12 protein-coding genes and 1 pseudogene are annotated in these 13,889 nt (G+C 63.9%); 4 read left to right on the top strand and 9 right to left on the bottom strand.

Features of this window, described 5'->3' with window-relative positions; genetic code table 11:
- The first annotated feature begins 71 nt into the window (after positions 1 to 71).
- The gene (locus ACNFH5_RS28920) at positions 72 to 515 is read left to right on the top strand and encodes an XAC2610-related protein (RefSeq protein ID WP_416752106.1); all 444 of its coding nucleotides are present in this window, start codon (positions 72 to 74) and stop codon (positions 513 to 515) included.
- 148 nt (positions 516 to 663) lie between these two features.
- On the opposite strand, the gene ACNFH5_RS28915 is transcribed toward ACNFH5_RS28920, so the two are convergent.
- Positions 664 to 1,179: a hypothetical protein gene (locus ACNFH5_RS28915; protein WP_416752104.1), complete on the bottom strand. Its 516-nt coding sequence runs from the start codon at positions 1,177 to 1,179 to the stop codon at positions 664 to 666.
- A gap of 438 nt (positions 1,180 to 1,617) precedes the next feature.
- On the opposite strand from ACNFH5_RS28915, the gene ACNFH5_RS28910 reads away from it, so the two are divergent.
- Together ACNFH5_RS28910 and speE are read left to right on the top strand one after the other, a co-directional pair.
- Entirely contained in the window at positions 1,618 to 2,076 is a 459-nt protein-coding gene (locus ACNFH5_RS28910) for a DUF3574 domain-containing protein (protein ID WP_054908546.1), read from the top strand.
- Complete coding sequence (speE, locus tag ACNFH5_RS28905; RefSeq protein ID WP_416752101.1) at positions 2,076 to 2,942, top strand: polyamine aminopropyltransferase; 867 nt, start codon at positions 2,076 to 2,078, stop codon at positions 2,940 to 2,942. Before ACNFH5_RS28910 ends, speE begins: the two co-directional genes overlap by 1 nt.
- Here speE and ACNFH5_RS28900 read toward each other — a convergent pair.
- From ACNFH5_RS28900 to ACNFH5_RS28870, 7 genes are all read right to left on the bottom strand, one after another.
- Positions 2,927 to 3,379, bottom strand: a complete 453-nt coding sequence (locus ACNFH5_RS28900; RefSeq protein WP_416752099.1) for a DUF3574 domain-containing protein — start codon at positions 3,377 to 3,379, stop codon at positions 2,927 to 2,929. The two genes, speE and ACNFH5_RS28900, sit on opposite strands and share 16 nt — an antisense overlap.
- Positions 3,379 to 4,755: an APC family permease gene (locus tag ACNFH5_RS28895; protein ID WP_416752097.1), complete on the bottom strand. Its 1,377-nt coding sequence runs from the start codon at positions 4,753 to 4,755 to the stop codon at positions 3,379 to 3,381. Before ACNFH5_RS28895 ends, ACNFH5_RS28900 begins: the two co-directional genes overlap by 1 nt.
- Positions 4,756 to 4,818: 63 nt before the next feature.
- Positions 4,819 to 7,200 (bottom strand): TonB-dependent receptor plug domain-containing protein, encoded by a 2,382-nt coding sequence (locus ACNFH5_RS28890; RefSeq protein ID WP_416752095.1) that lies wholly within the window; start codon positions 7,198 to 7,200, stop codon positions 4,819 to 4,821.
- A gap of 370 nt (positions 7,201 to 7,570) precedes the next feature.
- Positions 7,571 to 8,254, bottom strand: coding sequence for a molybdopterin-dependent oxidoreductase (locus tag ACNFH5_RS28885; protein ID WP_416752092.1), 684 nt, complete (start codon positions 8,252 to 8,254; stop codon positions 7,571 to 7,573).
- A gap of 19 nt (positions 8,255 to 8,273) precedes the next feature.
- Positions 8,274 to 9,329 carry a substrate-binding domain-containing protein gene (locus ACNFH5_RS28880; protein WP_416752090.1) on the bottom strand — a complete coding sequence of 352 codons (1,056 nt, stop codon included), beginning with the start codon at positions 9,327 to 9,329 and terminating at the stop codon, positions 8,274 to 8,276.
- Positions 9,330 to 9,356: 27 nt separating this feature from the next.
- On the bottom strand, positions 9,357 to 10,379 hold the full coding sequence (locus ACNFH5_RS28875; protein ID WP_416752088.1) for an ABC transporter permease: 1,023 nt from the start codon (positions 10,377 to 10,379) through the stop codon (positions 9,357 to 9,359).
- Positions 10,372 to 11,925, bottom strand: a complete 1,554-nt coding sequence (locus ACNFH5_RS28870) for a sugar ABC transporter ATP-binding protein (protein WP_416752086.1) — start codon at positions 11,923 to 11,925, stop codon at positions 10,372 to 10,374. The genes ACNFH5_RS28875 and ACNFH5_RS28870 overlap by 8 nt, the downstream gene beginning before the upstream one ends.
- A 254-nt stretch (positions 11,926 to 12,179) precedes the next feature.
- Between ACNFH5_RS28870 and yghU the strand changes: the two genes are divergently transcribed.
- Complete coding sequence (gene yghU, locus ACNFH5_RS28865) at positions 12,180 to 13,016, top strand: glutathione-dependent disulfide-bond oxidoreductase (protein ID WP_416752084.1); 837 nt, start codon at positions 12,180 to 12,182, stop codon at positions 13,014 to 13,016.
- A gap of 665 nt (positions 13,017 to 13,681) precedes the next feature.
- Here the strand turns inward: yghU and ACNFH5_RS28860 are convergent.
- Positions 13,682 to 13,889 (bottom strand): annotated as a pseudogene (locus tag ACNFH5_RS28860) (hydrolase); the annotation flags it as partial.

Raw genomic sequence — 13,889 nt, 5'->3', positions numbered from 1 at the left:
TCATCGATCAGATACAGATCAGAAAATAAATCCATCCACTCCCGCAAACTAATAAACATGCAGACATCGAAATGAATATAAAACCAAACCTATTGGCAATTTCTATTCTTGCCTTTTTTATTTGCGCCCCCGCCAGAGCAGAGATTATTGACTTCTTCCCTTCAAGCAATAGCAAAGCCACGATAAAAATCAAAAACAACGAAGTTAAAATACTTAACGGCGACATCTTGAAAGAGAAAATAGCATTTGACACCGAAAAGCCATTGAACATCGAAATTGCTGATTATAATTTTGACGAAATCCTAGACTTTTCCATATGGTATTCCGACGATGGAATGGGGACGCACCACATATACAGAATATTTCTATACAACAAAAAAACCAAAACTTTCTCTGAAGCACAATCCAAGTGCGGAGACGAGTTCATAAACATCAGAACAGACAAAAAAACAAAGACAATCGCAAGCACCATATTTGAAGACAACATCCCAAAGCTCTGCCACACAAAACTATAAAAACTTGGGAATACACTGGCTTACTACCACCCTGCTCCAACACCTACCGTACCTATGGCAAAACCGCGTCCACCTTTTTTCAGCCCCCAAGAATACAAAAGGCCCGGCGGATTTCCCCACCGGGCCTTTTCACTTCAGCGCCCCGCGATCAGCAGGTGCAGCACATCATCGGCATGCCGTTGCAGCTCATCATCATGGGCATGCCGCAGTCCATCATCTTGTTCATCAGCATGCAGCAGTTCTTCAGCATGTCCATGCTCATGCCCTGCATCGGCATCATCTTGCACAGCATCATGTCGCCCTGCATGGAGCACTCCATCATGCACTTCATGGCGGGCATGCCCATGTTCATGCCCATCATGGGCATCTGCATCATCGGGTTCATCATGCCCATCATCGGCATCATGGCCATGGCGGACTGGGACATGCCCATCATCATCAGGTTGCCGCAGTGCATCATCATCGGCATGCCGCAGTTCATCATCATCGCCATCATCTCGGCGCTGTTGCGGAACATGGCCATTTCCATGCCCATGGCCGGCTTCATCTTGCACATCATGCCGTCGTCGAGCATTTCGCATTCCATGGTCGCCATCATCATCGGCATGCCCATCATCGGCATCATGGCGTTGGTGTTCATCGGCATCTGCATGGCGTTCATCATGGTGGAGCTCCCTGAATCGATTGGAATGAAGTGCTGCGAATGGGGCCGATTCTAGGAAGGCGCGGCGGCGGGACAAGATGGCGGGGGAACGGCGGTTTCTGTCGCGTCTTCTCGCGATTCTGGCTCGATGGTGACGTTGTTGTTCGCGATGGTTTTAGTTACGACGCTAAAACGAATTCCAGCGAATTCTTGAAGCGAATTTCAGCAACATGGATATCCCATCCAGTGCTTAGCAAAGAACCGTAGTGAATATTGAATCTAACCAGCTCGCAAAAACTTCGTTTCCGGCGGAGAGCCACGTCCTAGAGGGCTTCAACACCATCCACAGAGACGCAAAATCAGGCATATGGGAATGCGTTTTTAATATTTAAGGAAATAACAGACGAGCTTCTATAGTGGCGGTTTGGTCCAACTGTCATCTCATCGCAAGGAAGTCCCATGCTCCGCCACCTGCTCGCCGCCAGCCTCGCCCTGGCGCTGTTCGGCTGCGCCACCCCGCCCGCTCCCTCCGTCCATACCACCAACCCTTCCACCTCCACACTGCAGGGCGACCCCACGCGGCCGGCGCAGGCGCAGTGGCTGCGCACCGAGTTGTATTTCGCGCTGGGCCAGGAGGACGGCAAGGAGAAGATCAGCGAGCAGCGCTGGCGGCAGTTCCTCGACCAGGAGGTGACGCCGCGCTTCCCCGACGGCTTCACCGCCTACGATGCCTACGGCCAGTGGCGTGACCATGGGGCGCCGGCGCCGGAGCGGTTGAGCACCAAGGTGATCGTGATCCTGCATGAGGACAGCGCCGCGCGCGGCCAGGACATCGAGGCGATCCGCCTGGCGTGGAAGCGCATCACCGGCGACCTCTCCGTGCTGCGCCTGTCGCAACCGGCGCAGGTTTCCTTCTGATGAGCGAATTCCGCGAAACGCTGTACGCGGGTTACGCCCAGGCGCTGACCATCGATGAGCCGATCTACGAGGGCAACACCGGCCAGCAGGCCGTGCAGGTGTTCCGCAACCGGCGCTTCGGCCGTGTGCTGACGCTGGATGGCGTGGTGCAGACCACCGAGGCGGACGAGTTCGTCTACCACGAGATGCTCGCCCACGTGCCGATTCTCGCCCATGGCGCGGTGCGCCGCGTGCTGGTGATCGGCGTCGGCGACGGCGGCATCCTGCGGGAGATCGTGCGGCATGCGGGCATCGAGGAGATTGTCGCGGTGGAGATCGACCCGCAGGTGGTCGAACTGTGCCGCGAGCTGTTGCCGAATCATTCGGCCGGCGCGCTGGACGATCCACGTCTGCGGCTGGTCTACGCCGATGGCCTGGAGTACCTCGCGCAGAGCCGCGAAAGCTTCGACCTGATCCTCTGCGATTCGACCGATCCGGGCGGCCCGGCAGCGAGCCTGTTCACCACCGCCTTCTACCGCAACTGCCAGCAGCGCCTGGGCGCCAGCGGCATCCTCGCCACGCAGAACGGCGTGCCCTTCCTCCAGCCGGAGGAACTGGGCGGCACGGCGCGGCGGTTGGCGGACAGCTTCGCCGACTGGGGTTTCTTCCATGCGGCGGTGCCGACCTACATCGGCGGCAGCATGGCCTTCGGCTGGGCGTCGAACAGCGAGAAGGTGCGCCGCACCGACCTGGAAACCCTGCGCCAGCGCTTCGCCAGAAGCGGCCTGGTAACCCGTTACTACACACCCGAGGTGCACCAGGCGGCGTTTGCCCTGCCGCGCTACATGCTCGACCTGATCGAGGCCGGGCTTCAGCGCGACAGCTGAGGGTTGTCCAGGCGCTGCGGCGTCCAGTCCGGATCGCGAGCGCGAACCGGGCTGCTGACCTGCAGCACCGCGGTGCCGAAACGCTGCTTGAAGTCCGCGCCGATCTGCGCCAGCGCCTGGCGGGTGTAAGGGTTGTCGGCGTGGATGAGGATCAGCAGCCGCGAGGGCAGCTTCTCCGGCCCGCCGCTGGGGCCGCGCCACTGGCCGTGCAGGTCGAGCCAGCTCAAACCATCGGGGAAGCGCGGCGTCACCTCACGGGCGAGGAAGTCCTCCCACTGCGACAGTTCCACCGCTTCCAGGTAGAGCTCGGTGCGCAGCATGCGCCGGCCGCTGGCTTCGCCACTGGCATTGGCAGCGGGTTCGTTTAGCCACAGGCCGACCAATGCCGCCAGCAGGACGGCCACGGCGCCATTGCGCCAGAGTGCTTTCGCGCGCATCACACGCCCTCCCCCGACCAGCTTTGCGCCTGCTCCGTTCGCGGGCGCAGGACGAGTTGAAGTACGGCGCCCAGCGCCAGTACAGCGACGCCGAGCAAGGCACCCCAGCCGACATAGGCGACGCTGGAATACAGCATGTACAGGCACACCGCGAGGAAGCCCAGCGGCAGCCACGGGTAGAGCGGCACGCGGATCGGCCGGGGCACTTCCGGGTGGCGGCGGCGCAGGACGATCAGCGCCACGCTGCTGAGGCTCAGGAACAGCCAGTACACCGGGGTCATGTACTCCACCATGGTGTTGAAGCCGTGGCCGCTCCAGCCGCCGACCGCGATCAGCAGCAGCGCCACCAGCCCCTCGGCCAGCAGTGCCGCGCGCGGTACGCCGTGGCGCACGTCCCAGCGGCCGAGCACGCGCAGCGCCGGCACGTCGCTGGCGGCGGCGTAGGTGGTGCGGCTGCCGACGATCAGCGTGGAGTTGATGCTGGCGACGGCGGAGACCACCACCACCGCCATGATCAGCCCGATGCCCGGCGCTCCAAACGCCAGTCCAAGCAGTTCCAGTGCCGGCGCACCGCTGGCGGCCAGGCCGTCGAAGCCCAGGCCGCGAATGAACGCCCAGTTCAGCGCCAGGTAGATCAACAGCAAGGCCGCCAGTGCGCCGAGCATGGCAGTGAAGATGCCCCGGCGGTTGTCGCGCAGCTCCGCCGACAGCGTGGCTGCGTCGCTCCAGCCACCGAAGGCGAGGAAGACGTAGATCAGCGCGGCGGAGAACCCGGCGACACCGACCTGCTCGGGCTCCACCGGCGGTGCTACGGGCGGGACGAAGCCACGCCACTCCAGCCACAGGCCGGCGCCGACGATACCCAGGAAGCCTGCCGCCACCAGCACCACCAGGCCGGCCTGGGTGCCGAAACTGGTACGCCAGCCGATGAGGTTGAGCACCACCAGCGCGGCGACCAACCCGCCCGCCAGCAGCACATTGCCCAGTTGGCCGAGACCGAGCAAAGCACTGAAGTGATCGGCGAAGAGGAACGCCATCAGCGCGATCCACCCGGTGTGCAGGATGGCAAAGCGCGACCAGGCGAACAGGAAGCCCACCCGCTGGCCGTAGGCGCGTTCGAGGAAGTGGTAATCGCCACCGGGATGGGCGAAGGCCGAGGCCATCTCCACGTAACACAGCGCGCCGACCATCGACAGCACTCCGCCGAGCACCCACACCAGGTAGAAGTACTCCTGGCCGACGTTGAGCGCCACAGTGGGTGCGGTCTTGAGGATGTCGCTGGTGATCACCATGCCCAGCGTCAGCAGCAGCGCGTGGACGGCGCCCAGGTGCCGGCGCGGGCCGGCCGGCGTGTCAGCGGCGAAGTTGTCAGCCATGAGTCGGCTCCGCAAAAGTAGTCGGGGCCGCAGTGCGGCCCCTTTGATTTTCAGAAGAGCGGATCAGAACGAATAGCTCGCGCGGGCGTAGTAGTACGCACCGTTGGAGCCGATCGGCGAGAGCACGTCGTACGGCAGGTTGCCGCCGTAGTTGATCTCCGAGCTGGAGCGTTCCGGGTAGTTGTCGGTGAGGTTGTTGCCGCCCACCGCCAGGCTGAACTGCGGGGTGAACTTGTAGGCCACCTCGGCATCCAGCTGCCAAACCGCGCCATAGGTCTGCTCCGGGTGGTAGCCATCACCGAAGTCGAACACGCGGGTGGTTTCGCCCTGCCGGGTCAGGCGGCCGAGCAGGTTCCACTGCGCATCGCTCCAGGTGGTGGTGAGGATGAAGCGGTCCTTGGGCGCAGCGTCGGTGAGCGTGTTGCGCTCCTCCACACCGACCAGCGCGTCGTCGCCGATGCCCAGGTTGCTGAGCTGTTGCGGGGTCGCCTTGGTGCTGCGCACCTTGGTGTGGTTGTAGGTATACGCGGTGGTCACGCCCAGCTGGCCGCCGACGAAGGGCTGGTGGTAGTTGAGCACCAGCTCGGCGCCATCGGTGCGGGTGTCGGCGGCGTTGGTGAAGAAGTTCACGTCATGCACGCCGGCCACGCCGAAGTTGTCCTGGATGAACTGTTCCATGGCGTCGCTGCCGATGCGCTGGGACAACGTAATGCGGTCATCGACGTCGATGCGGAAGACGTCGAAGGACAGGTCGAAGCGATCATTGAGCTGCGCAGTCAGGCCCAGGCTGAAGTTCTTCGAGGTCTCCGGGTCGAGCTTCTCGGCGCCCAGCGCGCGGGCGATCGGGTCGTTCACCGAGAGCACGCGGATATCGGTCAGGGTGCCGCCGTCGCCGAAGTTGCTGGTGGTGCTCTGGTAGCCGACCTGGGCCAGCGACGGCGCGCGGAAGTTGGTGGATGCCGCGCCGCGCAGGGCCAATACCGGGGTCAGCTGATAGCGCCCGCTGAGCTTGCCGGTGAGCTTGCTGCCGGCATCGTCGTAGCGTTCCCAGCGTGCAGCGGCATCGACGAATAACTCGTCGGTGAGGTCCCCCGACAGATCGATGTAGGTGCCGAAGACATTGCGATCGATATCCGACTCTTCGCTGGGGCGCAGGCCGTTGGCGCCGTCCGCGCCGACGCCGTAGTACGAGGCCGCGTCGCCGGCAGTGGTGATGTAGTTTTCGTAGCGGTACTCGCCGCCGAACGCGAGCACGAAGGGCCGCCCGGCAAGGCTCAGTTCACGGCTCAGGTCGAGGTTGGCAACGCTCTGGCGCAGCTCGTAATCACCGGTGTCGAACTTGGTCGGCGTGTCTTCGCCCAGGGAGGCGTTGAGGGTGCGCCGGGTCGAGGATTCGAAGCGGTTGCGGCCATGGGTGACGCTGGCGTCGTAGTCCCAGGTGTCGGCGATCAGCCCCTTGTAGCCGAGCGTGCCGGAGAGGTCGAGGTTGTCGCCCAGGGACTGCGGCAGGTAGCCATTGGGATAGATCTCCGGGTGCTCATCCGGGTAGCGGTAGAACTCCGCGCCAGTGGTATGACGCTCGTTGTACAGGCCGAAGGAATAGAGCTTGCCGCTGCCGAGGGCAACGTCGCCGTTGAACCAGGCGTTGACGTCCCGTGCCACACCATCGCCCATCACGTAATTGCGCTGCCCGGGGGTATCGGCGAAGCCGTCGTAGCCCGCGCGATTGGTCGGTTCGCGGTTGATGAACTCGGCACCGCCGCGGACGAAGCCATCCTCACCCAGACGCGTACCGGCCTTGGCCGCGGTATAGGAGTTCTGGCCGTCGGTGGTGGTCTTGCCGATGGCGTCCTGGTGCGTGTGGTACGCGCCGTAGCTGGTGGTCACCTCGCCGCCCTCGGGAGCGTCATCGAGGATAATGTTGATCACCCCGGCGATGGCGTCGGAGCCGTACTGCGCACCGGCGCCGTCGCGCAGCACTTCGATGCGCTTGATGGCGCTGATGGGGATCGAGTTGAAGTCCACCGGCGCGGTGCCGCGGCCGATCTTCGACGAGTCGTTGACCAGCGCCGAGGTGTGCTGGCGCTTGCCATTGATCAGCACCAGCACCTGGTCCGGGCTCATGCCGCGCAATTGCGCGGCGCGCACATGGTCGGCGCCACCGGAGTTGGACTGACGCGGGAAGTTGAAGGACGGCAGCAGCGTCGCCAGGGCCTGGCCCAGTTCGCCGCCGACGGCGCCGGTGGATTGCAGGTCCTGCGCGGTCAGCACGTCCACCGGTACGGGGGAATCGAGCAGGGTGCGGTTGTTTCCGCGGGTGCCGGTGACCAGTACGGTTTCAAGCTTGGTGGTGGCCTCGGGGGTCGACGAGCTTTCGTCGGCGTGCGCGGAGGCCTGGGCGATGACCGAGGCCACCGCAACGGCAATAAGGGAACGGGATAACACGCGAAATACTCCTGTCTCGCTTAAAGAGCGCCACTCGCCGTTGGCGGCGAGTCCGGAACTCCGCTTTTTTGGGTTCTTTTGACTTGAGCGGTTGGTGTCGGAAGTCCGGAAACCGCGAGCGACTGTCCTCCTCAGGGTGGAGAAAACAGTGCTCGGGAAAACGCTCCAGGTGTCACGGCCGGTCACGTTTCGTGATGAGCGAAAGGGCGCGGCTCTCGGTATCGCGGGTCATCCCTGACCCGATGGGGAAGGCGTCATCCTAGCTAGTGGCAGAATGCTTTCAAACGAATAAAAAATGCTTTGTTTATAACCGGTTATGCTGTTCGCAGGGCAACAGTTCCGAGTGTTCGCCCGGCAACAGCGGTGCGCTTCAATCGAAGGCTTTGCGCTCCCACTCATCCTCGGGAATATCCAGCGCCTCGCCGGAAAAACGCTGCTCACGGAACGGGTCGGCGTCGTTGTGAAAGCCATTGCGTTCCCAGAATCCGAGACGATCGCTGTCGCTGAACTCCAGCTCGCGCAGCCACTTCGCGCTCTTCCAGAAATAGCGCCCGGCAATCACCAGCCGCAGCGGCCAACCATGCACCGGGGTGAGTGGTTCGCCGGCGTAATGCGTGGCGAGCAGGCTGTCCGGGCGCAGCAGGTGTTCCAATGGCAGGTTGGTCTCGTAGTCATGATCGGCATAGGCCATGACGAACTGCCCGGCTGGCTCCACACCGTAGTGCGCAAGCAGATCGGCCAGGTGCACGCCGCGCCAGGCGGTGTCGAACTTCGACCAGCGCGTGACGCAATGGATATCGCAGACCAGTTCGCGCTGCGGCAGCGCCAGCAGGTCATCGAGGCTCAGCTCCAGCGATTGCGCCCCCGGATTTTGCCAAGACAACGCACCGGACAGGCGCAGGCGCCAGGTTTCCCGTGCGTACTCCGGCACCTCACCTTCATGGAGGATCGGAAAGCGCTCGGTCAGCACCTGCCCCGGCGGCAGGCGCGCGCCGTAACGCGGGTCGCCCTTGGGCGAGCGCGCCTTCTTCAGGCGCCCGGCCTTGTCGTGCATCGTCTAATCCTCAGAATCCTCAGTTCGCCAGCGGGATCCACGGCGCTTGCGCCACTTTCTGCGCCTCGCCGAAGGCCGGTACCTTGCGCGCCAGGTCGCGCACGTTCTTCACGTCCAGGTCCAACAGTTGCTGGCGGGTAATCAGGGTCGGCGGTACCAGCACCTGCTCGCCCGGATTCTCCCCGGCAATGCGCAGCGCCAGGCTGCGTACGCTGATGGCGCCGGCGACTTCCGGATTGACCGCGGCGGTGGCGCTCCAGGCGCTCCCCTCCTCCTTCATGATCTGGATGTCGGCGGTAGAAATGTCGGCGCTGTAGATCTTCACCTGCTTGCCCAGGCCGGCTTCGTCCACGGCGATCTTCACACCCTTGGCGAACTCGTCGAACGGCGCGAAGAACACGCTGATGCCAGGGTTGGCCCGCAGCACTGCGCTGGCCTGATCGGCCACCGAGTTGGCAATAGGTGCATTCAGCGTACCGAAGCGCGCCTTCTCGACGATGCCGGGGTTCTCGGCCTTCACCTGGCGCCAGATTTCGTCGCGGCGCTCCATGGGGGTGAAGCCGTCGATGTACACGTAGCCGGCCTCGAAGGCGTTGCCGTTGTCCTGCAGCACCTGCTTGAGTGCCAGGCGCGCCAGCTCGCGGTGGTCCTGCTCGACGCGGGTGATACGCGGGTCGTTCACGTCGACGTCGAAGGTCACCACCTTGATGCCCTTGGCCAGCGCCTTGTCGATGGAATCCTTGAGGGTTTCCGCCAGGCCGAGCTGGACGATGATGCCGTCCACGCCCAGGTCGATGGCCTGCTCCAGCATCTCGCGCTGGGTAGCCGCCTGCTGACGGGCATCGAACACGCGCAGCTTCACGTCCAGCGCATCGGCCTGCTTCTCCACGCCGCGCAGATAGGCCTCGGGGAAGTCGCCGGAGAACAGATAGCCGACCAGGGCAATCTGCACGCCGCCCTTGTCGAAAGGTGCTGGTGCGCCGGGCAAGCCAGCCGCTACCGCGCTGGCTGCGCCGGACAACAACAGGCCGGCGGCGAACAGCGCGCGCAGGGATTTGCCGGGGGTGAATTTCATCCGTTGAATCTCCGAAAAAGAATGCGATCAGCGCCCGCGCCGGGCCAGACCGAAAGTGAACATGAGGGCCGAAACCAGCACGGCGCCCTTGACGAAATCCTGTGCGTAGTAAGGTGCGTTGAGCATGGTCAAACCATTGAGCAGAGTCGCCACCAGCACCGCTCCCACCAGCGTTCCGAAGGCGTTGGGCTTCTGCGCGCCGAGCACGGCAAAGCCGATCAGCGCGGCGCCGAGGGCATCGAGCACCAGCCCGTTGCCGGAACTGACGTCGCCACGCCCCAGGCGCGCTGCCAGCAGCAATCCACCCAGCGAAGCGAGCAGCGCCGAGAGCACGTAGGCGAGCAGCTTGTAGCGCTCCACCGGCGCACCGGCGAGGCGCGCCGCCTGCTCGTTGCCGCCGATGGCGTAGAACAATCGGCCAGGCCGCGTACGTTCGAGGAACAGCCAGACCAGTAGCGCGCAGCCGAGCATGATCACCACCGGCACCGGCACGCGGTCCCACAGCTGGGCGCGGCCCAGAGCGAGGAACCAGCTGGCGAAGGCGCCCGGTGCTTCGTCGCCGCTGGGCAAGGTCATGCCCACGGCGATGGAGCGGCCGCCGGTGGGAATCAGTTGCACGCCCACCACCAGGAACATGCTGCCGAGAGTGGCGAGGATGTCCGGCACACGCATGCGCACGATCAGCCAGCCATTGAGCAGCCCGACCAGGGTGCCGAGGCCGAGGCTGATGAGGATTGCCGCCAGCGGCCCCCAGTCCAGCACCACCATCACGTAGCTGGCGGTCATCAGGCTCAGCGCGGCGACCGCGCCGATGGACAGGTCCAGCCCGCCCACGGCCATGCTCAGGGTCACGCCCAGGGCGAGCAGCGCGACGATGGATACCGACTGCAGCACCAGGAACAGGTTGCCGACCCGCAGGAAGGCCGGCTCCAGCAGCGCGAACACCAACACCAGCAGGGCCAGCAGCAGGAGCAGCGCGTAATGGATGAGAAAATCGAGCAGGCGCGCGACGGACGACGTCGCCGGGCTGCCCACGGCAGTTCTAGACACGCGCGACTCCTTGGCGTGAAGAGTGGGTTTGGCTGGGCGCCAGGTGGGCGACGATTTCGCTGCGTTGCAGATCGTGCCGGGGCAGTTCGGCGACCACCGCGCCGTCGCGCACGACGAGGATGCGGTCGGCAATTTCCAGGGCTTCGTCCGGGTCGCTGCAGATCACCAGCGTGGCGCGGCCCGTGGCGCTGGCGCGGATGCGCTGGCCGATATCGCGGCGGGCGCGCACGTCGACGCCCTGGAAGGGTTCGTCGAGGATCAGCACGCGGCCCTGCCCCAGCAGCCAGCGGGCGAGAATGACCTTCTGCTGGTTGCCGCCGGAGAGCAGTTCCAGCGCGGCTTCGATGCAATCTCCCTGGATAGCAGGCCCCTTGATGCCGAGCGCTTGAATCTGCTCGGCAACTTTGGCGCGCTCGGCGCGGCGGTCGATGAAGCCGAAGCGCGTGAAGTTGCGCAGGAACGGCAAGGTCATGCTGGCGCGCACCGAGAAGCCCGGCACCCGCGAATTGCTTGCGCGGTCCTCGGCGGCGAAGAACACCCCGGCGGCGATGGCTTCGCGCGGCGTGCGCGGCAGCCAGTCGTGCCCATCGAGGCGGATCGACCCGACGTGGTGCCGGCGCAGGCCGAACAGCACTTCGGCGATCTCGCTCTTGCCAGCGCCAAGCAGGCCGGTCAGGGCGACCACTTCCCCCTCGTGCAGGTCCAGGTCGAACGCGGCACTCTGCGCATCGAGCTGCCAATCGCGCAGGGCAAGCACGGTTTCGCCGCGCTCCAGAGGCTGCAACTGCACCTCGCCCAGCGCGGCGCCGAGCATGGATTCTACGGCGGCGCCCAGGTCCAGCGGTGCATTGAATTCACCGACCAGACGCCCGTCACGCAGCACCAGCGCGCGGTCCGCCACGCGTTGCAGATCGGACAGTCGATGGGAGATGTAGAGGATCGCCACGCCGCGCTCGCGCAGGCGGTCAATGAGATGGAACAGACGCTCGGCCTCGACGGTCGACAGCGATGCGGTGGGCTCGTCGAGGATCAACAGACGCGGTTTCAGCGCCAGCGCGCGGGACAGGATCACCAATTGCCGCTCGGCGGTGCCCAGGTATTCGATGGGCGCTTGAAGTGGCAGATGCAGCTCCAGGCCGGCGGCGATTTCAGCCGCGCGCTTGAGTGCTTCTCCCGGACGGAAAAACAGGGAGCCGGGGGCGCCGCAGAGTTCATCCAGCAGGAGGTTTTCGGCGACGCTCAGGCCAGGCACTACGCCCTGCTCCACCTGCTGGTGCACGGCGACTATGCCGTGCCGGCGTGCGTCGTGGGGCGAGGCGAAACGGGCTTGCTCGCCGTCGATCAACAACCGGCCGGAATCGTGGGCATGGGAACCGGCGAGAATCCTCACCAGCGTCGACTTGCCCGCGCCATTGGCGCCGAGCAGGGCGAGCACCTCGCCGGGGCGGATTTCAAGGTCCACATCGACCAGCACGCGGTTTTCGGCAAAAGACTTGCCGACGCCTTCGAGGCGGAGGAATGCAGTGGAAGCGGACTGGGCAGGCATGGGGCTCTCGATACGACGCAAAAGAGCGAGAGCGTCGTTTCAGAGCTTCGCCATTGGACTGAGTGGCGATTCTTTTATAATCTCAAATCATGCATCAACTAATTTTTAATATCGTTTATGCATATGCTAACAACCACCCGAGCAAGGCGACGCGCACTGTTTGCCCAGCAACAGCAGCCGGCGAAAAAGGCTGACGCGGCGCGGATCGGGCGGGTAGCATCCACGGCATTCAACCCACAAGGTGAGCACTCGAGATGGCGAACGATACCTACACTCCACCCCGCGTCTGGACATGGGACAAGAGCAACGGCGGCGCCTTCGCCAGCATCAACCGGCCCATCGCCGGCCCCACCCACGACAAGCAGCTGCCACGCGGCAAGCATCCGTTGCAGCTGTATTCGCTGGCCACACCCAATGGCGTGAAGGTCACCATCCTGCTGGAGGAACTGCTGGAGCTGGGCGTGACCGAAGCCGAGTACGACGCCTGGCTGATCAAGATCGGCGACGGCGACCAGTTCGGCAGCGGCTTCGTCGAGATCAACCCGAACTCGAAGATCCCGGCCCTGCTGGACACCAGTGTCACACCGGAGCAGCGCGTCTTCGAATCCGGCTCGATCCTGGTGTACCTCGCGGAAAAATTCGGCCACTTCCTGCCCAAGGACCTGGCCAAGCGCACCGAGACGCTGAACTGGCTGTTCTGGCAGATGGGCAGTGCGCCCTTCCTCGGCGGCGGCTTCGGCCACTTCTACGCCTACGCGCCGGAGAAGTACGAATACCCGATCAACCGCTACGCCATGGAGGTCAAGCGCCAGCTCGACGTGCTCGACCGCCAGCTCGCCGAAAACCGCTACATCGCCGGCGACGAGTACAGCATCGCCGACATGGCCATCTGGCCCTGGTACGGCGCGCTGCTGAACAACCAGGTGTATGAAGCAGCGGAATTCCTCGACGTGGAGAGCTACACCCATGTGCGCCGCTGGACCGACGAAATCGCCGCACGCCCGGCGGTGCAACGTGGCCGGCGGGTAAACCGCACCTGGGGCGATGATGCATTGCCGGAGCGGCACAGCGCGGAGGATTTCAAGAGGTGATGCGTTTGAGCCTGTAGGAGCGAGCTTGCTCGCGAACCCACCCAGCGCCTAGGAGCGAGCTTGCTCGCGAACCCACCCAGCGCCGGAATCGTCCACTCCTACTGGTTCGGGTCTTTCTCTGCTGAATGAGGGCGAACGCGGACGGATTCCGCACCCGCGTAGCCTGATGCTTTGTAAGCGGACCTTGTCCGCGATTGACCAGCCAGCACACTCGGCTCAAAGGTTCGCGAGCAAGCTCGCTCCTACAGGTAAGGGCGACTTCTGTTTGCTTGTGAAGTTTTCCAGAGCGACTTCCGAGCACTCCGGACTGCCCCGTTCAGGAGGCCGCGTTACCTGGGGCGATGATGCATTGCCGGAGCGGCACAGTGCGGAGGATTTCAAGAAGTGATGCGTTTGAGCCTGTAGGAGCGAGCTTGCTCGCGAACCCACCCAGCGCCGGAATCGTCCACTCCTCCTGGTTCAGGCCCTTCTCTGCTTAGTGATGGCGAACGCGGACGGATTCCGCACCCACGTAGCCTGATGCTTTGTAAGCGAACCTTGTCCGCGATTGGCCTGCCACAGAGCCCGGCTCGAACGGTTCGCGAGCAAGCTCGCTCCTACAAAAAAGCAAAAAAGCAAAAAACCGGAGCCTCACGGGAGGCTCCGATTTTCATTTCAGCGGGCGGTTACTTGCCGGCAGTCAGCGTGCTGTAGGCAGTGATCAGGTTGCGGTAATCCGGAATGTGGTTGGAGCACAGCGCCGCCAGCCCTTCGATGTCGTTGCGCCAGTCGCGGTGCAGCTCACAGGCCACGCCGAACCAGGTCATCAGCTGCGCACCGGCCGCTTCCATCCGGCGCCAGGCGGCGTCGCGGGTCATCTCGTTGAAGGTGCCG

This window comes from Pseudomonas sp. NY15435 (assembly GCF_048068295.1).
In the GTDB taxonomy this organism is placed as follows: Bacteria; Pseudomonadota; Gammaproteobacteria; order Pseudomonadales; family Pseudomonadaceae; genus Pseudomonas.
Note: the sequence above shows the minus strand (reverse complement) of the source record. Positions and strands in the feature narration are given on the sequence as shown.